We start from the raw sequence: 22,886 nt of genomic DNA on the forward strand, positions 1-22,886 counted from the left end.
ATTATTAGTACCCCTTTCTAATCTTCAGTATGTTTTTCTAACACCTTTTTCATCCGTTTTTCAAATTGACGTCTGGTCATCATTACCACGTGATCACATCCTAAGCACTCTAGCTTGATGTCAGCGCCCATCCGAATAATTTCCCAGCGATTTGTTCCACAAGGATGAGCTTTTTTCATTTCTACAATATCATGTAAATCATACATAAAATTGCCCTCCTTAATCCAAATGAATATCAAGTAATTCTAAAATCCTAGTTAAATCTGCATTGGAAAGGTAATCAATTTCAATCTTTCCTTTTCCTGATTTAGGCCGAGTTTCGTTAATAGCTACTCGGGTTCCAAATTTATCTTGTAATCGATCTTCCCCTTCACGTAAATATGGAGATTTACGGGTTTTGGTAGCTTTTTTCTTTTTTTCGTCTTTGGGGTTTAAATCATTAATTAGTTTTTCTAATTGGCGCACCGTCAAAGTTTCGTCTGCTGCTTTTTTAGCTAAATTAATCAACGCTGCTTTATTTTTCACGGCTAACAATGTCCGAGCTTGTCCCATCGAAAGTTGCCCTTTTTGAAGCATTTCTTTTACTTCAGAAGGTAAATTCAATAAACGAAGGTAGTTAGCAATATAAGGACGACTTTTACCTAATCGTCTCGATACTTCTACTTGAGTAATATCAAGATGGGTCATTAACATTTCGTATGCCTTAGCTTCTTCCAACGGATTCAAATCTTCCCGTTGTAAATTTTCCATCACGGCAATTTCCATCATTTGCTCATCTGTGGCATCACGAACAATTGCAGGAATCGTTTCTTTTCCGGCTGCTTTAGATGCCCGAAAGCGTCGTTCACCAGCTAAAATTTCAAATTTAGTTACACTTTTATCTGGCTGACGGACAATAATTGGTTGAAAAACACCCGAAACTTTAATTGATTCAGTTAGGTCATTCAAAGCCTTTTTATCAAACTTCTTTCGTGGCTGATAAGGATTGGGGATTAAATTTTCTAATTTTAAAGTTTGAACAGTTTCGTCACTCAAACTAATATCATTATCATCGAATAAGGCATCTAGTCCCCGACCAAGCCCTTTGCTATTATTTGTCATTGGCAGCTAACACTTCCTTTGTCAATTTCATGTACACTTTGGCACCCTTTGAATTTGGATCATAATCAATAATGGGAAGCCCATGAGATGGGGCTTCTGAAAGACGAACATTCCGCGGAATGATACTAGCATAAACTTTTTCTTTGAAAAATTTTCGCACTTCCTCATTTACTTGAGCTCCTAAGTTAGTCCGAGCATCATACATAGTCAGTAAAACTCCTTCAATATACAAATCTGGATTAAAGTGTTTTTGAACTAATTGAACCGTATTCAATAATTGACTTAATCCTTCCAAAGCATAGTATTCACTTTGAACTGGAATCAAAATTGAATCGCTTGCAGTAAAAGCATTAATGGTAATCAAACCCAATGAAGGAGGACAATCAATTAACACAAAATCATATTGATCATCAATTTGCTTTAATGCATTTTGCAACCGTGTTTCTCGTGCCATTTGGGGCGTCAATTCAATTTCCGCTCCTGAGAGCTGAATGGTTGCCGGAACAATGTCTAAACCGTCGTGAGGAGCGTGCATAATTACATGTTCGATTGGTTCTTCATTCACTAAAACATCGTAAACATCTTTTTGAATATCTTGTTTACTAATTCCAACCCCACTAGTCGCATTCCCTTGAGCATCAGAATCCACAATTAAAACGCGTTTTCCTTCACTAGCTAGTCCTGCTCCCAAATTAACCGCAGTAGTCGTTTTTCCCACTCCACCTTTTTGATTTGCTAAAGCAATCACATGTGCCATTGTTTTATCCTCCTTTATTTAATAGGTTCTTTATTTGGTGTTCCTGCTTTACGGGGATATTTAATCGGCGTTTTCCGTTCTTTTTCAATTATGATAATGTGTCGTTCTTCATCACTTTCAGGCAATTGAAACGCAAAGTCTTCTGTTACTTTTCCACCCAACACATGAATTGCCTTAGTGGCATCTGCTAGCTCTTCAGGAGCTTTAGCTGCTTTCATCGCAACTAATTTACCGCCAATTTTTACTAATGGCAAACAAAGTTCACTCATTACACTCAAGCGGGCCAATGCTCGAGCAGTAGCTAAATCAAAGCTTTCACGATCTTTTGAACGACGACCACCGAATTCTTCCGCACGAGCGTGAACTAGGTTAACGTCCGTTAAGCCTAATTTACTAACTAATTTTTGTAAAAACACAATTCGTTTGTTAAGTGAATCAACAATTGTAACTTGTAAGGCCGGATTAATAATTTTTAATGGAATTGAAGGGAAACCAGCCCCTGCTCCAACATCAACTAAGCTTTTCGCTTCATTTAAATCAGAAACATAAAAAGCAGGTGAAATTGAATCATAAAAATGTTTAAGATATACATCATTGCGTTCAGTAATATTGGTTAAATTAACGTTTTGATTATACTCTACTAGCAATTCAAAATAATCTTTAAATTGTCGCATTTGTAGATCAGATAACGCAAACCCTTGCTTGGCTAACGCCTGTTTAAATTCTTCTGGTGTCATCTGAAACTCCTAACTTTTTAATCGCTCAATAATTATACTTATATGTTCCATTATAACTAAATTTTAAGATTTTAGTTAGCTAGAAAACAAAAAAGATTGGAGATTGTCCAATCTTTTTCAAGAAATTACTATTTCATTTTACGAACTTCAGTTTTAAACCAATCGTTAAACGCTTGAGAATCAATATCAAGACAAACTTCAGCATTCGTTTTGCCACCATGATAAGCTCCGCGAATATCAGCAACTGTTTCACCATTTGCTGGACCTTCAGTTTGAATATCGATCCAGAGTTTTTTAGTTGTCATAAATTCTGGATGCAATAAGTAAAAAATGGTATTAACATCATGCATTGCAACCCCATTTTCGTTCCGATCACCATCACTAATAATCAAATCATGCAACATTTTTCCAGCTACGTTCATAGTTTCAATTTCAGCTAAAGTTTCAGGGGTCACTAATGCTTTATTAGTAACATCGAGTCCCACCATCACAATTGGAACGCCTGACTGATACATCATTTTAGCCGCATGAGGATCCGTAAAAACATTAAATTCTGCTGCACTCGTCATATTTCCACGGCCTAAAGTTCCACCCATGGCTACAATCCGTTCTAATTTATCCTTAACCTCTGGATATTCGGCAAATAGTAAAGCAACATTGGTATAGGAACCAGTAGCAACTAAAGTGATTGGCTCAGTACTAGCCATAATCACTCGGTGCATCGCTTGAACAGCGGTTTCTTTTAGTGGTTTTGGTAACTCGCCTTGAAAATCATACCCCCGCATTCCAGACTCACCATGAATTCGAGCAGCATCTTCAAAGGGTTTAATTAATGGTTGATCGGCTCCTGCAGCTACTGGAATCTGGGTGCCTTGATCAAAAAAATTAATAATCTTTAAAGCATTAATGGTAGTTTTGTCAACCGTGACATTCCCAGCAACTGTCGTCACTAGTTCAACATCTAAATTTGGATTGTTAATTGCAACTGACAAAGCAGCAGCATCATCAATCCCAGGATCAGTATCCATGATAATTTTTGTCATTAGAGTTCACCATCAAGGAATTGGTGTTTTCCAAGTCCAAAACTAAAGTCTTCAGCATGATTGTTAGCAAACACAATCATCAAATCTTCTGGGCGCAAATTCATTTCTCGTTGAAAGGCTTCCACCGCAGCCTTAGCATACGCTTTCTTTTGTCCCGTAGTTCGTGGGGTTGAAAGAATCTGAATTAGAATCACATCATCAGTTCGCTCAATTCCTAGTCCTGCATCTAAAAGACACATTTCATAAGGTTCATGTTGTGTAACAACTTGAAAACGATCATCTGCAGGCACTCCAAAAGTATCACGAGTTACATCATAAGCAATTTGCATCACTTGTTTAATTTGTTCAGGAGTTCTACGTCCTTTAATTAAATCAATCCGCATTAGTGGCATCTCATTCACATCCATTTCTCTTTTATATAAGGTAATTTTATCATATTGTTAACAAAAAAGAGCAGCGCAAGGCCACTCTTCAAAGCTCTTTACCAAACAAAGATTCCTACAATTCCAGCTGACATCAATGAAACTAAGATTCCAGACAAGAATAGGTAAACAATATTTTTGGAAATTAAATCATTTTTCTTACGATCAACGATTCCCTTCAAACAACCAATAATCATTCCAACCGTACTAATGTTAGCAAACGAAGTTAGAAAGACTGTTAATTCTGCTTGAAAATGATGACTAAAAATATGCAAATTGTTAATCTTAGGGGCAATTTGACCCATTACCACAAATTCATTAGTTACCAATTTAGTTCCCATGTATTGAGCAAATTGGAAAGCATGATTAACATCAAGCCCCATTAACCAAGCAAATGGGAACATAATTACACCTAAAATATGTTCTAGGGATAACCAAGGATTGATTAAACCTAATAATTTACTAATTAAAGCAGCTAAAGCCACAAAAGCGATTACGTTAGCTACAATAATTAAAATCAACTTTCCAGCGCCTAAAATTGAATCACCTAAGAATGAGAAAAATGGTTCTTTTTCTGGTTTTTCAGGCTTATCAGCAACTACTTCTTCAGCAATTTGTTTATCATCAGCTGGGCTTCCAATTTCATAAATCACATCTTCAGCTTTAGTTACCTTAACTGGATTCAAAAGATTGGTAATAATGATTGCATTTAAAATGTTCAAAGGAATAGCGGTTAGGACATACTCACCAGGCACCATTTGTGCATAAGCCCCTACCATCGCAGCTGTAATACATGACATTGACATCATTGCAATCGTTAAAACCCGTTCTGGAGAAATACGCTTTAATTGCACACTAGAAACAGCCATTGCTTCAGTGTTTCCTAAAAACATCATTTCAACGGCAAAAAATGATTCAAACTTAGGTTGACCAGTAATGTAGGCCATTCCGCGACCAATCCATTTAATACAGAATGGTAGAATTCCAAAGTAAGTCAAAATATCAAACATTGGAACTACCATTAAAATTGGAAGTAAGGCTGCCGTAAAGAAATTCATTTGCTTAACGTGTACCCAATCTGGAAAAGCAAACGCAATCCCAGTATAAGAAATGTTAATCAACCATTGAAAACCTTGGGCTGCACCTTTAACGATGTCACGACCCCAACTAAAGTTAGTTAAGAAAAAGGCTAAAACTAAGTTAATTACTAAAACAACTAAGACTGAACGCCAGTTGATACTTTTGCGATCCTTAGAAAGTAAGACCGCAATTCCAAGAAAAACTAACACACCAAGAATATTAACGAGCAAATAAGTGTTCATTAGATAAATTCCTTTCGAAAATCAGAGTAATAATCAATTAAATCGTTACTTCATACAGGGTAATAAGCTATGCTTCGGCGAGATAACCTGATTTTGTAATCCCATAGCTGCTAAGACGGTTGCCCCCACTTCACAAACATAAGGTTCATTTTTGAAATGATGACAAGTAGAAGCATTATCGTGAAGCATTGCTGGCAAAATTTTGTAGGTGGAAAAACCATCTCGGGTTCGATTATCTCCAATTCGACTAGAAACCACCATCAATAAATCATCATCACGTAAGTTATTCATCAAATTAGCTAAATGATGATCAACCACTGCTAATTCATCACTAAAACCATCAAAGTCATTGTTCTCGGTTAACTCTTGTAACTGAGGTAATTGCGCGTAGAAAAAGCCTTTATCGTTTTTTCCAAGTTGGTGATCAAGTTCTGCAAACGCTTCTTCATCAGTACTAACTTGATAAATATCACTTAATTCCTGAGAAAAAAGATAACTAACAAACTTAGAAATAATCACAGAACGAGACTGCTTGGCCGTTTCTTCAAAAACACTAGAAACCCGATAACTTAAAGAGCAATCAAACATTTCGCGTAATCCCGAACAAGGCTTATTAACAATGCATCTCGTTCGCGTTAGTCCATAGGTAGCCGCAATTTGTGAATTAGCCTCCGGGTTATCTTTGAAAAAAACATTAAAAAAACCTAGCTTATGTAAAGCTGGTAAGGCAAACTCTGATGACTGGTTGAGCACGTGAGTCAACATGTTATCGTTATCTGAATTGTGCTGGGCAGATTCATTGTCAGATCTAAGACCTAGGGCAGCTAAATCTACTAAAATTACTCGCTTATAACTCACTTTAAACCCTCCATAAAGTAATCATCTGTTTTAATTATAAATGATGAATTTAGTTGTCGCAATCTTTCCTTAAGAATTTATGAAAAATAAGTTAAAATAAACTTAAATAATACGTATAAAGGAGTTTTATTATGCCAAAAAAGAAGCATTTAATTATGTTAGGTGACTCAATCACGAACGGATTTGATGGTCACCAAGATCTCGAAAAAAACATTTCTTATTACTTAGAACGCCTTAATCCTACTCTTAAAATTACCAATGCGGGTGTTAATGCGGGAACAATTGTTGGTCAATCAGAACGAGATTTAACCTTCCAAGTTACCAATCATGATTTTGCTGATTATCAGCTAGCCACGATTTTTTATGGTACCAATGATTTTGCCCACCGTCCCGAAACGCTTGAAGTCTTAGGTCGAATCTTACAGGTGAACCTGAATTTAATCAAAAAGGAGAATCCTCACATTAAAATTTTTGGGATTCTCCCAATTAATCGATTTGATGGTCAGATGGATAATTACTCAGTTTCTGGTTTAGCCCAGTATTCCTTTGCTGACTTACTAAATAAATTAACCGAAGTCTACCAAACTAACCAAATTCCTGTATTGAATTGGCGCAAATTAGCTCCAGCAATGCTGACGAAAAAGAACTACGTCGAAAAGTTAGGTGATCAACGCTTACACCCAAATGCTCAAACCTATGCCGAAATGGCAGCGGTAATTAATGACTTTATTTTGAAAAATTAACTATCTATTTACGGTTTTACATTCCTAATCATCATCAATAAAGATTATAATTGAAGTTAGCTAGTAGGTTTTGGAAAGGACTAATTATGCACAAAAAAAACAGCATTCCATACAAATTTGATAAAGTCGATATCATGCACAAAAATTATAATGAATTAATCAACGCTGGTAATCGCGTTGGCATTGATGCAACTTTTGCTAAAATTGCAAATTTTGATGCCAAACAACGTGATATCAAAAAAATTATGAATGTCCGTAACTCGTTACTTTACAAGAAGTTGCTTCATTTAAAGCGTAAACGAATGTCAAAATCCGACTTTGCCTTTTATCGTGGAACCGTCGACATCATGAATTATGATTTGGACAAACATTACAATAGTGGAATCAAAGTCTTAATTGGTGGAGATGCTCACTTAGGTAATTTTGGTTACTATGGTTCAGCTGAGGCACAACTTTTGTTTGATATGAATGACTTTGATGAATCTCATGTAGGTCATTGGGAATATGATGTAAAACGTTTACTTGTGAGTGCTTTATTAGTTGCCAAACAACAAGGATTTGACATTGAAAAAGACGTTAATCCTTATCTAGAACAGGTAATGAATACTTACTTAAATTCTTTGATTCACTTGATGAATCTTTCAGCCACTAAGCGTTTCATTATGCCAAATACCTTACCAAACATTGCTTCAACTTTTGATGCAATTCATGATGATCGAACCGAATTCAATGATTCCTACTTAAAACTAGTTAACAAAACGGTGCAAAAAGCCCTTCGCAGTAATTCTGATTACGCAGTTCAAAAATATACGGAAGTCAAAGATGGCAAGCGGCAGTTTATCGAAAATAGTCCCGTTACCAAACACGTCGGCGACAAAACTTATAGTCGCTTAACCAAAGGATACAACCATTATCTTAAGCATACCCGTAGTGATGTACATCAGTTTCTAGCTAAATTTAGCATTGTTGATATCGTCCGTCATAGCGTGGGTGTAGGAAGTGTTGGAACACTTTGTTACTTAATTTTATTAGAAGATCCTAATGGCAATTACATTGTTCTTCAAGTTAAACAAGCCCTTCCAATTTACCAAAATGAAGAACTCTATACTGATAAGCATCGTTCTTCTGGAGAAGAAATTGTAGAATGTCAACGAATTCTCCAAAGCTCCTCAGATATCTTTTTAGGATACTTTAACACCAAAAAATATAGCTTTTATGTTCGTCAATTCAAAGATATGAAAGGTTCCATCAAGTTGGAAAAATTAGATTGGGCTGCCTTTTGTGATTATGTTTCCGTTTGTATGAGCCTCTTAGCAAGAGCACACAGCCAATCACAAACTTTTCCGATGATTATTGGATGCCTTCAAAGTCAGCCTTGGATGAATCAAGCTTTTGTTAAATTTGCCAATAACTACCTCAAACAGGTTGAAATTGATTATGAAACCTTTATTAAGGAGGAAAAAAATGGACACGACTAACCTTACAAATCTTTACGAGGGGAAATGTTTTAATCGTGATTTAAGTTGGCTACTCTTTAATCGTCGCGTCATTGAACTTGCCAACCAAAATAAAACCCCGTTCAACAATAAACTCGCCTTTTTGGCAATTGCAGCTAATAATTTAGACGAATTTTACAGCGTCAGAGTTCCTAGTTTACAAACTCAAGAAGCCTTGACTAAAAACGGAATCGAAACCAAATCTGGTGAACGCTATTCTAAAATTTTAAAACGATTACACAAACGAAACGAACAAAATTTTGAAATTCAGTATAATTATTACTCACAACTGGATAATCAACTTTTAGAAAATCAATTTTGTAATCTTACTAACTATCAAAACTTAACTGAAAGTCAGACTGCAAGAGCCAATCAAATCTTTGACCAACGAATCCTCCCCTTTTTGAGTTTTACTACTTATGCCGAAAACTATAATCTAGACTTTCTCAAAAATAAAAGAATGGCTTTAGGCGTTTCAGTCAAAATCAAAAATAAGCACAAAATTAGAATTGTTCCAATTCCTACAGACTTCGATCGTTTGGTAAAAATCAAAGGTGATGAAGATGTAACTACTTACATTATGATTGAAGATTTGATTCGAAATAACTTATCAAATTTATTTGATGATGGTGAAATTCAAGATATTGTGACTTTCCGAATCATTCGTGACTTAGATGCTTCTTTAGATGTCGAAAAAGACGACAACAACGCTGATACCATTAATAATTTGCGTCATTATCTAGCTGATCGAGAAAAAGGCCGGATTACAATGTTTGAAGTTGAAAACACAACTGATTTAAACCAAAATTTTGTTAAAGCTTTCATGAAAAAGTTCAATATCAACAAACACAGCTTATATATTGTGAATGGGCCAGTTGATTTGACGTTTCTTTTTAAGATTGTAAAAAAACTTTCTAAAGAACATCCCAATCTCAGTTATCCTAAATTCACTCCTGCCCCTTGGGATAAAAAGCATTCAATGTTGAAATATTTAGATCAACACGATTTATTGTTACAGTACCCATATGATTCCTTTAATCAATTTTTACATTTTCTGCAAGCCGCAATTGATGACCCCAAAACAGTTGCCATTAAACAAACTATTTACCGAGTTGCTAATCAATCTAAGGTGATTGATTTGTTAAAAAAAGCAGCGCAAAAGGGAATTAAAGTAACTGTCATGATTGAACTTCGAGCCCGATTTGACGAAGCTAACAACCTTAAAATTACCGGCGAATTGGAAGATGCTGGCTGTAACATCGTCTTTGGAAAAAAATTCATGAAAGTGCACAGCAAGACCTGTTTAGTATTAACTGATGATGGTCCTGAACCAAAGGGATATGTTCAAATTGGAACTGGGAACTACAATGAATCCACCGCGCAACAATTTGTGGATTTAAGTCTTTTTTCCAGCGGGGCAAAATATGTAAAGGATTTAGCCGCCTTTTTCAATTATTTGGAACAACCAATTGTTGATCCACCTAAATACGAAGTGCTCACCGCCTCCCCTCATCGGATTGAAGATATGGTCATTCAAAACATTCAACAAGTGAAGCAGTATTATCTATTAACTGGAAAGGGCCATGTCTTCCTAAAGGTTAATTCTTTAACCGATGTCGATGTAATTGCTGCCATTTACGATGCCGCTGCTGTAGGTGTGCCTTTCCGTTTAGTAGTTCGTGGAGCTTGTTGTTTAAAATTAGGCATTTGTGGTCCTAAAGAAAACATCGTTCTCTCAAGTATTGTCGGTGAACTGCTTGAACATAGTCGAATTTATGCATTTTATGATGAAACGACTTCGTATTGGATTTCGTCTGCTGACTTAATGACGCGAAACATGGACAATCGAGTCGAATTGGCAGCTCCAATTTTAGAGCCAACTCAAGTCGAACAAATTGAATCAATCATCAAAACTTATTCTCAAGACGACGTTGATGGTTTCTTTATGAATAATAAAGGCGAATACTTTAAATATGAAAGTCCAAAGGGTAAATCGGCCCAACAAACATTTATTAAAGAGATTGGGAAGTACATGCCAGTCTTCCCTACCCCCACTTTGTTAGAAAAGGTCTCAAACTGGGTTAAGAAAACTTTCTAATTAGCAAAAAAAGTCTAATCCGCATTGGATTAGACTTTTTATTTACTTTAATGCAGCAATTAATTGCTTAGCAACTGCTTTAGGTGATTGTGGATTTTGCCCCGTAATCAACTGTCCATCTCGAACCGCATAACTCTTAAATGGTCGAACTTTTTTAAAATTGGCTCCGTGTGCTTTAGCCACCTTTTCATTTAAAAACGGTACTTTTTTGTAATTTCCACTCAATAATTCTTCAGTGGTGGTAAACCCAGTAATGTTTTTTCCAGCAATTAAATACTTGCCGTTTGCTAATTTAATGTTTAATAAACCAGCAATTCCATGACACACGGAACAAAGATAGCCACCATTTTGATAAATATCCAGGCTAATTTTTTGTAGTTGTTCATTATTAGGAAAATCCCACATTACACCATGACCACCCGTATAATAAATCGCTACATAATCACTGGGATTAATTGTTTCAGGTTTTAAAGTATTTGATAACCCACGAGTTTGATAGTCTAGATTTTGGTACAAATTCAACGTATCTTGATCAATAAAACTACGCTTCATGCTTCTTGGATCGATTGGGATATAGTTTCCTTTGGGACTTACATAATCGAGTTCATAACCAGCCTGTTGCATCACAGCAACAAACTCTGCTGATTCACCTAACCATAAACCAGTAAGTTGGTTTGTCTTAGGAAAATTAGTGGTATTGGTTTCAACAACTAAAATTTTTTTCATCATCATTAAGCCTCTTTCAATAAATATGGTAATAAAATGGCCTGCATCTTTTTAGCTAATTCACTTTTATTAACTTGATGTTCAGCCAAAATTACATTTTCAATAATTCCATCGATTCCATAACAAATAAAATCTATTTTAACTTCATCATCACTAATCATTTCAAACATCAATTGATCTTTAGTAAAGTCATTAAATCGTTGCCTAAATTGATATGAATCATGACTTTTTAACAATTTATTAAAAAACAACTTGTTTTCAATAAAAAAATCAATCCATAGGTTAATTTTGGCTTGAATTTGATGTTCATCAATATCACGACAAGTCAATTTCAGTTTTGCAAATCTATTATCCATAAAATCCATTACTAGGTCCGATTTATCGGCATAATGCCCATAAAATGTTTTTCTAGTAATATCAGCCTCATCACAAATCATTTTAACCGAAATGTCATCAAGACTGGCCTTTTCCTGTAATAATTTTTCAAAGCTCTCTTCTATTGACGACTGAGTTTTGCGAATGCGACGGTCAATTTTTTTATCCACTAATCTCACCTACTTAATTTTTATGCTTGCAAAAGTAACTTATGTATTATAATATACACACGTTACTTAAAATAAGCAAATTTATCTTATCGGGAGAGCAACTATGGAAACTGTTTTAATAACCGGCGCAAGTTCTGGGATGGGTCTTCAAACCGCTGAACTATTAGCCAAATCAGGCTACCAAGTATTTGGGGCTGCTAGACATATCAATAGTCTAAAGCCCCTTCAAAAGTTAGGGGTAACTCCACTCATCATGGATGTTACCAACCAAGTGTCAATGGAAAATGCCGTACAACAAATTATTAACAAAACTGGAAAAATTGATATTTTAATTAATGCGGCTGGTTATGGATCATTTGGTGCCATTGAAAATGTTTCCATTGCGGAAGCCAAACATCAATTGGACATCAACTTATTCGGTTTAATGTCTTTAACTAAACTAGTCTTACCATATATGGAAAAACAACATACTGGTAAAATCATCAATCTGTCCTCAATGGCGGGCCGCTTTAGTAGCCCACTAGCAGGATGGTATTTTGCTTCTAAACATGCCTTAGAAACTTTAAGTGATTCTTTACGGATGGAAGTTCGTCATTTTGGAATTAAAGTCATTTTAATTGAACCGGGAGTAATCAAAAGTAATTGGTCTGGCATTGCCATGAAACATTTAGTCAGCTCAGCTAAAGGAACCAAGTATGAAAAAGCGGCTAATCAAATGGCTAAACAAACTACTAAGATTTATGCTTCACGTTTTGCATCTCAACCAAAATTAATTGCTAAAACCATCAAAAAAGCAATTACTACTAAACATCCACGTCCAAGATATTTGATTGGTTTCACTGCTAAACCAGCTATTTTCTTTAATTCCATTTTACCAACTAACTTGAAAGATATTATTATTCCCAAATTTATGTAGAAAGTGAGCAATAACTATGTTTAACATTCCTAAAAAAATGCCGGCTTTACAACTTGTAAAGTATCGGCATCCATTTGTAAAAAATATCATTCCAGTACCTGAAATCAATGATAATGAGGTACTCGTTTCGATAAAAGCCGCTTCCCTTAATCCAATTGACTACACTATTCAATCTGGAAAAGTAAAACTAATTTTTAACTATAATCTCCCTATTACTGTGGGGAATGATTTTTCCGGTACCATCGTTAAAATGGGGAAAAATGTCACTAAATTTAAAATTGGTGATCAAGTATATGCTCGTCCAGATGATTTTCAAAGTGGCACTTTAACTAAATACATTGCAATTAAAGAAAATGAAATTGCTAAAACGCCTACTAATTTAAGCTTAGTCGATGCTAGTGCCGTCCCACTAACTGGATTAACTAGTTATCAAGCCTTAATTGAAATTGGAAAATTAAAACCGGGACAAAAAGTGTTCATTCAGGCTGGATCAGGTGGCGTTGGCACAATGGCCATTCAGATTGCTAAGGCTCGAGGAGCCTACGTAGCCACAACGACCAGCAAAAAAAACTTTGCCTTGGTTCGCAGCTTAGGGGCCGACCAAGTTATCGATTATCACACTACTAACTTTGCTGAGGCCTTAAATGACTATGACTTAGCTTTCGATACCCGTGGTGGAAAAACCTTAAAGGAAACCTTTAAAATTCTTAAACCAGGCGGAAAATTAGTTACAGTGAACGGAATTCCAACTTTCAAATTTGGTCAAAAGCATCATTTAGGCTTTTTAAAATCCATTTTATTTGGAATTGCTAGTACGCCTTTAAGACGGTTAGCAAAAAAACATCAGGTTCAATATACTTTCTTCATCATGCATCCAAGTGGTCAACAATTAGAAACTTTAACTAAGCTAATTGAAACCGATGAGTTAAAACCAGTTATTGATCGTGTTTTTCCTTTTAGCGAAGTTTTAGCAGGCTACAAACTATTAGAATCGCACCACGCAACGGGAAAAATTGTTATTGATATGGAGCAAGATTAACAAAAAACAATCACGCTGATTAATAAGCGTGATTGTTTTTTTGTGCTAGTTTTCGCGAAAGTCGGTTGTTCTTAATTCTACAATTTTACCCGTTTCACTATAAATTAAATATTCTGCCAAATTAACAATGTGATCTCCAATTCTTTCAAGGTAACGAATTACCATTAAATAACTGGAGGCAGTAACCGCCGTTTCCGGATTGGCTAAGATTCCTCTTGCAATTGCTTCCCTTGTGGAAACATAGTATTGATCAATTTTATGATCTTCTTGAACAATTTCAGTTGAAATATTAGCATTAAACGTCGTGTATGCATCTAAAATTTGCTCTAACATTTTGCGAATGTGTTTTGTCATTTTTGCAATAACTGCCTCAACTTCGGGCATCCGTGGATTTCCTTTAGCTAAAATTGTCTCTCTAGCAATTCCAACCGCAGCATCACCGATTCGTTCCATATCAGTCCCGGCCTTTAAAAAACTCATGATAATCCGAAAATCAGTGGCAACTGGTTGTTGCAAAGCAATTAAATTCATTGCATGTTTTTCAAGGTGCATTTCATTTTCGTTAACTTCATCATCGCCTTGTTTAACTCGCTCCGCTAAAGCTACATCATGATCAATATATGCCTTAGTAGATTGATAGATTTGTTCACTAACATCAAGTCCCATAGCATTAAAACTTTGCCGTAATTTTTCTAATCGATCTTCAAATGTAGTTACCATTTTACTCTCCCTCTGGTTTAACCAAACTTACCGTTTAAGTAGTCACTAGTTTCCTGTTTTTCTGGATTTAAAAATAATTTTTTGGTTTTTCCGTACTCTACTAAATCACCATTTAACATGAAGGCTGTTTTATCAGAAATCCGTGATGCTTGCTTCATACTATGTGTCACAATAATGATGGTATATTGTTCCTTAAGTTTTAATAACATTTCTTCAATTTTTGCGCTAGAAATCGGATCTAAGGCACTCGTAGGTTCATCTAATAGAATCACTTTTGGTTTAATTGCTAATAATCGAGCAATACAAATTCGTTGTTGTTGTCCACCAGAAAACGAAAGCGCATTTTTATCAAGACTATCCTTTACTTCATCCCACACCGCAGCTTGTTTTAAGCTTTCCTCTACAATTTGACTAATTAATTTTTTGTCTTTAATTCCTTGAACACGTAGTCCATAAGCAACATTATCATAAACTGAAAAAGGAAAAGGATTGGGTTGTTGAAAAACCATTCCAACATTTTTTCGTAAATCAACCACGTTTTGTTGAGAACTATAAATATCTTGTCCGTTTAATAAAAAACTACCAGTAATAGTAACGTCGTTGACTAAATCATTCATCCGATTTAAACAACGTAGATATGTTGATTTTCCACAACCTGATGGCCCAATTAAAGCTGTAATTTCATGTTCTTTAAAATCAAGACTAATTCCGTGTAATGCTTCTTTTTTACCATAGTACAAACGTACATCGTTGGTTTCAATTAATGTTTCCGTCATCAAGAGTTCTCCTTTAGCCAAAGTTTCCTGAAATATAAGCTTCCGTTGCTGGCATTTTTGGATTTGTAAATAGCTTACTAGTCTTGTTGTATTCAATCACGTGTCCTAAATGAAAGAATGCTGTAAAATCACTAGCTCGAGCTGCTTGTTGCATGTTATGTGTCACAATAATGATGGTATATTTTTCCTTCAACTTTTGCATTGTATTTTCAATTTTACGACTAGAAATCGGATCAAGTGCACTAGTTGGTTCATCCATCAATAAAATGTCGGGTTTTACCGAAATTGCCCGAGCAATACAGAGTCGCTGTTGTTGACCACCTGAAAGTGATAAAGCACTTTCGTTTAATTTATCTTTCACTTCATCCCACAAAGCGGCATCTCGTAAACTTTCTTCCACTCGTTGCTCCATGTTATCAGTGATTCCATTTTGGCGTAACGCAAAGGCAATGTTTTCAAAAATTGATTTGGCAAATGGATTGGGATGCTGAAAAACCATTCCAATATTCCGCCGAACTTCATAAACATTTACATTTTCACCATTAATATCAATTCCTTGATATTCAATTTTTCCATCTACCTTAGCAATATTATCATTTAATCGATTTAAGCAACGTAAGAAAGTTGATTTACCAGAACCAGATGCACCAATCAAAGCCGTAATTTTATGTTTGGGAAACTTAAGATTGGCATTAAAAGTCGCTTGCTTATTGCCATAGAAAACGTTCAACCCTTTCGTTTCAATTGCAACATCACTTTCAATTTCAATCAAATAATTGTCTGTTAAATTAAAGGTTTTCATTAAGTTTCTCCTTACTGATCAGTTCCGTTCAGTTTGTGATATAAAAAACTCCCGAGCCAGCGAGAAAGAATGATGATTACTAAAATAACCAAGATTAAGACTGCTGAAGCTCCACTAGAAATTTGATTAGCGTCTGGCGTAATTCCATCAGTATTCAACTTCCAGATATGAACAGCTAAAGTTTCAGCTGGTCGCATTGGATTTAAAAAACTGGTTGGACTCATCGGATTCCAATTGGTATAACTTATTACTGGAGTACTTTGACCAGCAGTAAAAATTAAAGCTGCTGCTTCACCAAAAATTCGACCAGCACTCAAAATTACCCCGGTTACCAACCCTGGAACTGCAGCTGGTACGATAATTTTCATGATAGTTGTAGTTCTTGATAAGCCTAAAGCCCAACCAGCTTCTCTTTGTGAATAAGGGACTGATCTTAACGCCTCTTCAGTATTCCGCGTTAACAAAGGAATATTAACAAACATTAACGCAAATGCCCCCGAAATAATGGAAAAATCAAATTGAAATTTAATTACCAAAACCAAGTACCCAAACAATCCAACTACAATCGATGGTAATGAACTCAAAACTTCAATCGTTGTTCGAATAATGTTAGTTAATAATGAAGGGCGAGCAAACTCAGCTAAGTAGATTCCTGCTCCTAAAGCAATTGGGCAAGAAATTATTAAAGTAATTACTAAAATATAAATTGAATTAAATAACTGATTAGCAATTCCCCCACCAACTCCAAATTCTTTGGAACTAGTAGTTAGAAACTTCCAAGAAACGTGTGGTAATCCAGTGACTAGAATATAACCTAATAAAGCTACTAAAATTAAAACCACAATGCCAACCATGGCTTTAATTCCCATAATGGCAATTTTATTATTCCGTTGCGAATTTTTCATGATTTCATTGCTCCTCGTTTTCCAATGATTTTAACTAAAACATTAAAGATGACTGACATAATTAATAATACTAATGCCAATGACCATAGTGCGTTATTTGGTAACGTTCCCATAATCGTATCGCCCATTTGAGAAGTTAATTGACTGGTTAAAGTAGAAGTAGGAGTAATTAAACTAGTTGGAGTTAAAACAGCATTCCCAATTACCATTTGAACTGCTAATGCTTCCCCAAAAGCTCGTGCCATTCCAAAAACCACGGCAGTCATAATCCCAGGAATTGCGGCTCGTAAAATCACTTTATAAATGGTTTGCCACTTAGTAGCACCTAAAGCTAATGAGGCTTTACGATAATCATCTGGAACTTGACGTAAAGCATCAATTGTTAAAGAGGTGATGGTTGGCAAAATCATTACAAACAACACCAATGATCCAGCTAAAACCCCAAATCCAGTTCCACCAAAGGCCATTCTTATGGCTGGAACTACAACTACCAATCCAATAAAACCATACACAACTGAAGGAATCCCTACTAGTAATTCAACTACTGGTTGTAAGATTTTAGCCCCACGTTTAGGAGCCAATTCCGTCATATAAACTGCGACTGCAATTGCAAATGGAGTGGCAATTAATGCAGCTAACCCCGTTACCGCAAATGAAGCAGCAATCATTGGAAAGGCTCCTACTTGTGGTTGTTGATGGGGTCCTAATTTACCTGGCATCCAATTACTTCCAAATAAGAAATCTGTAATGGATGCGTGGTTTTCATAAAAAGTTGCTAACCCATGAATCGTAATAAAACCAATAATGGCAACCGTTAGTACTATGATAAAGCTGACACAAATCAAACTAATTATTTTGCCCATTCGATCTTGACGAGTCGCACGACTAGGTCTCAATAATTTTTTTTGTAAATTATTCATCATAAATCCTTTCTATTGTGGACTAACCTTCCCTTTTGCATCAACTTTAACTTTCATATCATGAACACTGACGTATCCAGCTTGTTTGACCAGATTATTTTGTGTTTTCTTCGACAATAAGTAATTTATAAAGGCTTTTGTTTTGGTACTAGGATTTTTATCGGTATACATATGTTCATAAGACCAAATTTCCCATTTATTTGTTGCAATATTTTCCGGAGTTGCTTTAACCCCATCTACCTTAACTGTTTTAATTTGATCATTTAGATAAGGCAAAGAAAGATAACTAATTGTCCCAGGGGTATTTTCAACTAACTTTTTCACAGTTCCATTAGAATCTTGTTCCTGACTTTTAACGGCATCTTTACCTTGCAAAACAAACTGTTCAAAAGTAGAACGGGTTCCACTTCCCTGAGCCCGATTAATAACAATAATTGGCAAGTTATCTCCCCCGACTTCTTTCCAATTCTTGATTTTCCCAGTGAAAATGTCAGATAGCTGTTGTTTAGTTAAATTAGAAATTCCATTTTCCTTATTAACTACTGGCGTAATTCCAACTACCGCAACTTTGTGATCAATTAATCGATTGGCATGAATTCCATCTTTTTGTTCAGCAAAGATGTCAGAATCACCAATGTTAACCGCTCCAGCTTCGACTTGGCTTAACCCAGTTCCTGATCCACCACCTTGAACGGTAATGTTAGTCTCAGGATGCTGACTTTGATAATCGCTTCCTGCTTTTTGAATTAAAGGCTGCATTGCCGTTGAACCTACTGCTGTAACGGCATTTTCTTTACTTTTCCCAGCACATGCTGTCAGCAATAAAAGACCGATACAAGCAATGCTAGCTGGTATCATTTTGTTTAATTTCATGAGCGCTCTCCTAGTAATTGCTTTTCTTAATTACAAAACTAAGTATAATATTGAGTTGTAAAGGTAGTTTATAATTTAGGTAAAGATTGTGTAAATTTACAAATTTGAGGTGATCTCTTGCAACATGTAACGTTAGTCACAAAAAATTTGAGCTTAGCCATTAATTTTAGCCAAATTTTTAACGAACAATCATATTTTGTCGATACATTCGATCAGATTAATCAGATTAATCAAGCCATGAACCAAAAAGAGAGCACCGGTTTGTTTTGGGATTTAGCTAGTTTTCCCTATGCTGAAAATAAAGTCATGTTAGCAAAAATCCGAACAGCACATCAAATTCCTATTATTATGTTGGCAAAAGACAAAACCGAGACAATTGATGTAATTAAGGCTGGCTTTGATGATTGCGTAGTTGACCCCTATGATTACTATGAGTTAATTGCCCGCTTACAACAAAAACAGGCTGTATATGCTCGATTAGGAGTTAAATCAATTACACCAGAGCAGCCGTCTCAAGCCAATTACATAATTGGTGATGTCGTCATTGATCGCCAAAAATATAAGGTTTTCAAAAATCAAAGAGACTTGGGTCTTACCCCTAAAGAATTAAAATTATTAATCTATTTAATTGAGCGTTCTCCTCAAGTATTAAGTCGCCAACAACTATTAGAGGGAGTATGGGGCGACATCTATGATATGTCCCAAACATCTCGGATGGTTGATATTCATATTAGTCATTTACGCGATAAAATTGAACCAGATCCCCAGCACCCTCAATATTTAAAAACAGTGCGGGGCTTTGGCTATAGTTTCGTTGGAGAAATAAAAAAAGAAGCTTAATCCCACCAATCTGGGACTAGGCTTCTTTATTTTTGGCTAAAATTTGTTGTAACTGAGCTGGCGTAGTTGCCCCTAAATTAACTAATTTGTGTAATTGAGGAAGCAATTGTTCAACCAGTTCCTTTGGTAGATAAGCAGCTTGATATGGCTGAAACTGCCAATTGCTTTTTCCTGGAACATGGTCTTTAATGTACCAATTATCAACTTGTTCGGCTAAAATTTGAAAGCCAGGAAACCCAAATTGACGTTTCGTTTCATAGGTAATTAAAGCATGTAAAATCAAATGTTCAATTAAGTTGCAATATACTAACTGCTCCTTGAGTTGGTAAGCATATGGATAACGATAGTGCCAGATGAAACGTGGATTACTTAAATTCAACGCTTTAATTTCAGCAATATGATGACAATAAAGCCCCACTTTAATACGACTAACTCCATTTGCTTTAGTCAAAGTCTTATTAATTCCGGCCAAAAATTTATCATAAGCAGTTTCTTTAAAATAATTTTGCTGGGCTGGTCCATATTTGATTAACAAAGCTGTTACCGCATCGGCATAGGTCATTTGTAATAATTTTACATTTGCTTGATATTTAGCTGTAAAATCCATTTTCATTCTCCCTAATCACTAGTGGTTAAATCTTTCATTTTTTCGTAGAGATATCCAACGTTATTTTTGTGTGCTAAAACATAAAGCACATCTCCAGGTTTAATTTTTGTTTTTCCTTTCGGAATAATCGTTAAATTTCCCCGTTTAATTGTAATCAGCATCGAATTCCCTGGCCAAGCTATATCCTTAACAAATTCGTTAGCCACTTGACTGTATTCATACACCGGCATTTTTATAATGTCAGTTGGCTCTTTGGAGTCAAGATAACATTTTACGCGAGTTAATCGTTCAGCTAAAGCTTGATAAATTGGCTGACTACCTAACCAATCAGAAGATAAATAAGCAATTAAAATTACAATCGCTAAAGACATGAAGTTATGTGTACTTCCCACCAATTCAGTAATCAAAATCATGGAAGTAAAGGGAGCTTTACTAACAGCTGTGAAATAGCCGGCCATCCCAAAGACTAAAAAGTTATTAGTATAAGCATTGTTAACTAAACCAAATTGTTCCATTCCGGTTCCATAAAAAGCTCCAATTAAAGCTCCAGCAGTTAGGATGGGCATAAAAAAGCCCCCTGGAATTCCGGCACCATATGAAATTAACCCAAATCCAATTCGTAAAACTAAGTAAAAACCAAGCAGCTCTAACGAATATTTGTGTGTAGAAGCTAACATAATTAATTTGCTTCCCCCACCCAACGTCTCTGGAAAGAAAACTCCAATCGGGATTACTAACAAAATGGGAATTAGACAAAACCAATACCAAGGAATCAAACGAATTTTGGCATACCATAAAGGAAAATCTAATAAACCTTGGTTATAGACATATCCCAATACACCTAAGATTAAACCCAAAGGAATTAATTGCCAGTATTCTAAGGGTGATAATACGCGATTATAAAAAATCGGTAAAACTGGGGTTAATCCAAAGACATTCAAAGAAACAAAGTTGGCCGTAATTGCACCCGTTAAAGCTGATAGCCAAACTGTTGGTTGAAAATTACGGTAAATTCCTTCCATAACAAAGAAGGTTCCTGCTAAGGGGGCACTAAACGTAGCTGATAATCCAGCGGCAGCTCCAGTGGCAATTAAAAGGCGCCGATCAGACCCATGTTGTTTAAATCCTTGTGCAATTCCTTGCCCAACGGCACCACCCAATTGAATCGAGGGTCCTTCGCGCCCCATGAAAACCCCGGTTCCGTCCGTTAAAACACCTGCAATAAATTTCCGCCACAAAACGGAAAACCAGTTCATTTCTAAATTACCTGCTAACTGGGCTTCAACTTGAGGAATTCCAGACCCTCTGATATTGGGATTACCCTTCATTAAAAGACCAACCATGATTCCCAACGTAATGAAAAGCGGAATAATCAGCCATAGCCAACTTGGTTGACGCATAATCAACTCATAAGATTTCACACTATAGTCGAGCCCTTTTTCAATTAAAATCCGAAAAGCGGAGATTACAATTCCAGTTAAAATTCCAATTAGAGCACTAATAATAACAAACTGTAAATTTTTTCTTTTTGAATCCATAATTTCCATCTCCAAAAACTTAATACTCTAATTGTATCAGTTTGAAAAGAAAAAAAAGAAGCCTTTTCGCTTCTTTCCTTGATTAATTGTCTGAATCATCATTATTAGTATCAGAACTTTGGGAGTTATCATTATTAGTATCAGAACTTTGGGAGTTATCATTATTATCGGAATCGTTATCAGAACTATTATCGTTAGAACTATCATCAGAAGACGAATCATCATCACTATAATTATTTACACCAGGTTCTTTAATCCCAAAGTATTGCCACATACTTTTAAGATCATTATTCTGAATTTCATTTTCTGAAATAACTTTATAAGTTTTACTATCGATGACTGCTTTTTCTATGGGTGCGGAACCTGCACCATCTCCGATAGTTAAAGTAACCGTATTGTCATCATTTTTGGTAAGTAAGACACCACCATCACCAGCTCCACTTCGATTGTTTTCGAGGACAAAGATACTGTTTCCAGGAAAGCCACCACTGTTTGAGTTTACAGAGTACTCAGCAACTTTTTCGCCAACTACTTTAGACCCTTCAGAAGAAGTATCATTAACCCTTTGTAAAAAATCTAAGGCGGATTGGTTTGTCCATGGAGTCTTACTAAAGTTACTATTACCGGTACTAGTAACTTGAGATTGATTGTTATCAGAAGTTACTTTTACCCTTTTACTATGTTTATTTTCACCAACTTGCTTAGTTGAACTAGTTGCTTCTTTAGCCTGATGTTGTCGGGGATGATTAGCTTTCATAAATCCGGCCACTCACAACCAATTACAAAAATTAAAGCTAACCCAATTCCCAATAAAATTTTACTTGATTTCTTCACAATAATTCCTCACTAAATTTAGTTTTATTAGTTTTATGATATCATTTTGCTGTTTAATTTAAAGAACTAATTAAAAATATTCCAAACTAAAACACAAACATTCTACTCAATTTAATTAATTTAAAAAAATATTTGCTAAATTTATCTTTTTTTTACTTAATTTACGTTTATTACCATCATTTTATCACCCAAATCACGGATAATAAGCTCGTCAGATCTTCAAAAATACACGTATTTAGTCAATTGGACATAAATGCGAACATTTTAA

General features: G+C 35.5%; 25 protein-coding genes. 6 read left to right on the forward strand and 19 right to left on the reverse strand.

Annotated features, from left to right (window positions below; translation table 11 throughout):
• Positions 1-17: 17 nt before the first annotated feature.
• The 8 genes from AC0GLY_RS05545 to AC0GLY_RS05580 all read right to left on the reverse strand — a co-directional run bounded on the left by AC0GLY_RS05545 (position 18) and on the right by AC0GLY_RS05580 (position 6,240).
• On the reverse strand, positions 18-206 hold the full coding sequence (locus tag AC0GLY_RS05545) for a DUF951 domain-containing protein (protein ID WP_496611181.1): 189 nt from the start codon (positions 204-206) through the stop codon (positions 18-20).
• Between the two features lie 13 nt (positions 207-219).
• Positions 220-1,101 (reverse strand): ParB/RepB/Spo0J family partition protein, encoded by an 882-nt coding sequence (locus AC0GLY_RS05550; RefSeq protein WP_496611182.1) that lies wholly within the window; start codon positions 1,099-1,101, stop codon positions 220-222.
• The gene (locus AC0GLY_RS05555; RefSeq protein ID WP_496611183.1) at positions 1,091-1,858 is read right to left on the reverse strand and encodes a ParA family protein; all 768 of its coding nucleotides are present in this window, start codon (positions 1,856-1,858) and stop codon (positions 1,091-1,093) included. Before AC0GLY_RS05555 ends, AC0GLY_RS05550 begins: the two co-directional genes overlap by 11 nt.
• Before the next feature lie 14 nt (positions 1,859-1,872).
• Positions 1,873-2,595: a 16S rRNA (guanine(527)-N(7))-methyltransferase RsmG gene (gene rsmG, locus AC0GLY_RS05560; protein WP_496611184.1), complete on the reverse strand. Its 723-nt coding sequence runs from the start codon at positions 2,593-2,595 to the stop codon at positions 1,873-1,875.
• A 128-nt stretch (positions 2,596-2,723) separates the two neighbouring features.
• Positions 2,724-3,638: a ribonucleoside hydrolase RihC gene (gene rihC, locus AC0GLY_RS05565; RefSeq protein ID WP_496611185.1), complete on the reverse strand. Its 915-nt coding sequence runs from the start codon at positions 3,636-3,638 to the stop codon at positions 2,724-2,726.
• The gene (locus AC0GLY_RS05570) at positions 3,638-4,030 is read right to left on the reverse strand and encodes a tautomerase family protein (RefSeq protein WP_496612260.1); all 393 of its coding nucleotides are present in this window, start codon (positions 4,028-4,030) and stop codon (positions 3,638-3,640) included. Before AC0GLY_RS05570 ends, rihC begins: the two co-directional genes overlap by 1 nt.
• An 89-nt stretch (positions 4,031-4,119) precedes the next feature.
• Positions 4,120-5,382, reverse strand: a complete 1,263-nt coding sequence (locus tag AC0GLY_RS05575; protein WP_496611186.1) for a NupC/NupG family nucleoside CNT transporter — start codon at positions 5,380-5,382, stop codon at positions 4,120-4,122.
• Positions 5,383-5,427: 45 nt separating this feature from the next.
• Positions 5,428-6,240 carry a phosphopentomutase gene (locus AC0GLY_RS05580; protein WP_496611187.1) on the reverse strand — a complete coding sequence of 271 codons (813 nt, stop codon included), beginning with the start codon at positions 6,238-6,240 and terminating at the stop codon, positions 5,428-5,430.
• A 131-nt stretch (positions 6,241-6,371) separates the two neighbouring features.
• Between AC0GLY_RS05580 and AC0GLY_RS05585 the strand changes: the two genes are divergently transcribed.
• From AC0GLY_RS05585 to ppk1, 3 genes are all read left to right on the forward strand, one after another.
• Complete coding sequence (locus AC0GLY_RS05585) at positions 6,372-6,983, forward strand: SGNH/GDSL hydrolase family protein (protein ID WP_496611188.1); 612 nt, start codon at positions 6,372-6,374, stop codon at positions 6,981-6,983.
• An 86-nt stretch (positions 6,984-7,069) separates the two neighbouring features.
• Complete coding sequence (locus AC0GLY_RS05590; RefSeq protein ID WP_496611189.1) at positions 7,070-8,461, forward strand: DUF2252 domain-containing protein; 1,392 nt, start codon at positions 7,070-7,072, stop codon at positions 8,459-8,461.
• Positions 8,448-10,577, forward strand: coding sequence for a polyphosphate kinase 1 (ppk1, locus tag AC0GLY_RS05595; protein WP_496611190.1), 2,130 nt, complete (start codon positions 8,448-8,450; stop codon positions 10,575-10,577). Before AC0GLY_RS05590 ends, ppk1 begins: the two co-directional genes overlap by 14 nt.
• Positions 10,578-10,619: 42 nt before the next feature.
• On the opposite strand, the gene AC0GLY_RS05600 is transcribed toward ppk1, so the two are convergent.
• Together AC0GLY_RS05600 and AC0GLY_RS05605 are read right to left on the reverse strand one after the other, a co-directional pair.
• Positions 10,620-11,303, reverse strand: coding sequence for a type 1 glutamine amidotransferase domain-containing protein (locus AC0GLY_RS05600; RefSeq protein ID WP_496612261.1), 684 nt, complete (start codon positions 11,301-11,303; stop codon positions 10,620-10,622).
• A 5-nt stretch (positions 11,304-11,308) separates the two neighbouring features.
• The gene (locus AC0GLY_RS05605; protein ID WP_496611191.1) at positions 11,309-11,848 is read right to left on the reverse strand and encodes a TetR/AcrR family transcriptional regulator; all 540 of its coding nucleotides are present in this window, start codon (positions 11,846-11,848) and stop codon (positions 11,309-11,311) included.
• Positions 11,849-11,951: 103 nt separating this feature from the next.
• Here AC0GLY_RS05605 and AC0GLY_RS05610 point away from each other — a divergent pair, with 103 nt between their 5' ends.
• Positions 11,952-12,764 (forward strand): oxidoreductase, encoded by an 813-nt coding sequence (locus AC0GLY_RS05610; RefSeq protein WP_496611192.1) that lies wholly within the window; start codon positions 11,952-11,954, stop codon positions 12,762-12,764.
• A gap of 16 nt (positions 12,765-12,780) precedes the next feature.
• A complete protein-coding gene (locus AC0GLY_RS05615; RefSeq protein WP_496611193.1) occupies positions 12,781-13,803 on the forward strand; it encodes an NADP-dependent oxidoreductase in 1,023 nt (340 codons plus the stop codon).
• A gap of 45 nt (positions 13,804-13,848) precedes the next feature.
• On the opposite strand, the gene phoU is transcribed toward AC0GLY_RS05615, so the two are convergent.
• Genes phoU through AC0GLY_RS05645 form a run of 6 tightly spaced genes read right to left on the reverse strand, consistent with a single transcriptional unit; the run spans position 13,849 to position 18,799 of the window.
• A complete protein-coding gene (gene phoU, locus AC0GLY_RS05620) occupies positions 13,849-14,523 on the reverse strand; it encodes a phosphate signaling complex protein PhoU (protein WP_496611194.1) in 675 nt (224 codons plus the stop codon).
• 17 nt (positions 14,524-14,540) lie between these two features.
• Complete coding sequence (gene pstB / locus AC0GLY_RS05625) at positions 14,541-15,299, reverse strand: phosphate ABC transporter ATP-binding protein PstB (RefSeq protein WP_496611195.1); 759 nt, start codon at positions 15,297-15,299, stop codon at positions 14,541-14,543.
• A gap of 13 nt (positions 15,300-15,312) precedes the next feature.
• Positions 15,313-16,101, reverse strand: coding sequence for a phosphate ABC transporter ATP-binding protein PstB (gene pstB, locus AC0GLY_RS05630; protein ID WP_496611196.1), 789 nt, complete (start codon positions 16,099-16,101; stop codon positions 15,313-15,315).
• A gap of 11 nt (positions 16,102-16,112) precedes the next feature.
• A complete protein-coding gene (gene pstA / locus AC0GLY_RS05635) occupies positions 16,113-17,006 on the reverse strand; it encodes a phosphate ABC transporter permease PstA (RefSeq protein WP_496611197.1) in 894 nt (297 codons plus the stop codon).
• Complete coding sequence (gene pstC / locus AC0GLY_RS05640; protein WP_496612262.1) at positions 17,003-17,926, reverse strand: phosphate ABC transporter permease subunit PstC; 924 nt, start codon at positions 17,924-17,926, stop codon at positions 17,003-17,005. Before pstC ends, pstA begins: the two co-directional genes overlap by 4 nt.
• A gap of 12 nt (positions 17,927-17,938) precedes the next feature.
• Positions 17,939-18,799 carry a phosphate ABC transporter substrate-binding protein gene (locus AC0GLY_RS05645; RefSeq protein WP_496611198.1) on the reverse strand — a complete coding sequence of 287 codons (861 nt, stop codon included), beginning with the start codon at positions 18,797-18,799 and terminating at the stop codon, positions 17,939-17,941.
• A 117-nt stretch (positions 18,800-18,916) separates the two neighbouring features.
• Here AC0GLY_RS05645 and AC0GLY_RS05650 point away from each other — a divergent pair, with 117 nt between their 5' ends.
• Positions 18,917-19,639 carry a winged helix-turn-helix domain-containing protein gene (locus tag AC0GLY_RS05650; RefSeq protein WP_496611199.1) on the forward strand — a complete coding sequence of 241 codons (723 nt, stop codon included), beginning with the start codon at positions 18,917-18,919 and terminating at the stop codon, positions 19,637-19,639.
• A gap of 16 nt (positions 19,640-19,655) precedes the next feature.
• On the opposite strand, the gene AC0GLY_RS05655 is transcribed toward AC0GLY_RS05650, so the two are convergent.
• The 3 genes from AC0GLY_RS05655 to AC0GLY_RS05665 all read right to left on the reverse strand — a co-directional run bounded on the left by AC0GLY_RS05655 (position 19,656) and on the right by AC0GLY_RS05665 (position 22,541).
• On the reverse strand, positions 19,656-20,246 hold the full coding sequence (locus AC0GLY_RS05655; protein WP_496611200.1) for an SAV1803-related protein: 591 nt from the start codon (positions 20,244-20,246) through the stop codon (positions 19,656-19,658).
• 11 nt (positions 20,247-20,257) lie between these two features.
• Positions 20,258-21,784, reverse strand: a complete 1,527-nt coding sequence (locus tag AC0GLY_RS05660) for a ClC family H(+)/Cl(-) exchange transporter (protein ID WP_496611201.1) — start codon at positions 21,782-21,784, stop codon at positions 20,258-20,260.
• 82 nt (positions 21,785-21,866) lie between these two features.
• The gene (locus tag AC0GLY_RS05665) at positions 21,867-22,541 is read right to left on the reverse strand and encodes a hypothetical protein (protein WP_496611202.1); all 675 of its coding nucleotides are present in this window, start codon (positions 22,539-22,541) and stop codon (positions 21,867-21,869) included.
• Positions 22,542-22,886 lie beyond the last annotated feature (345 nt).

Source organism: Fructilactobacillus sp. YLN 2507 (genome assembly GCF_059614085.1).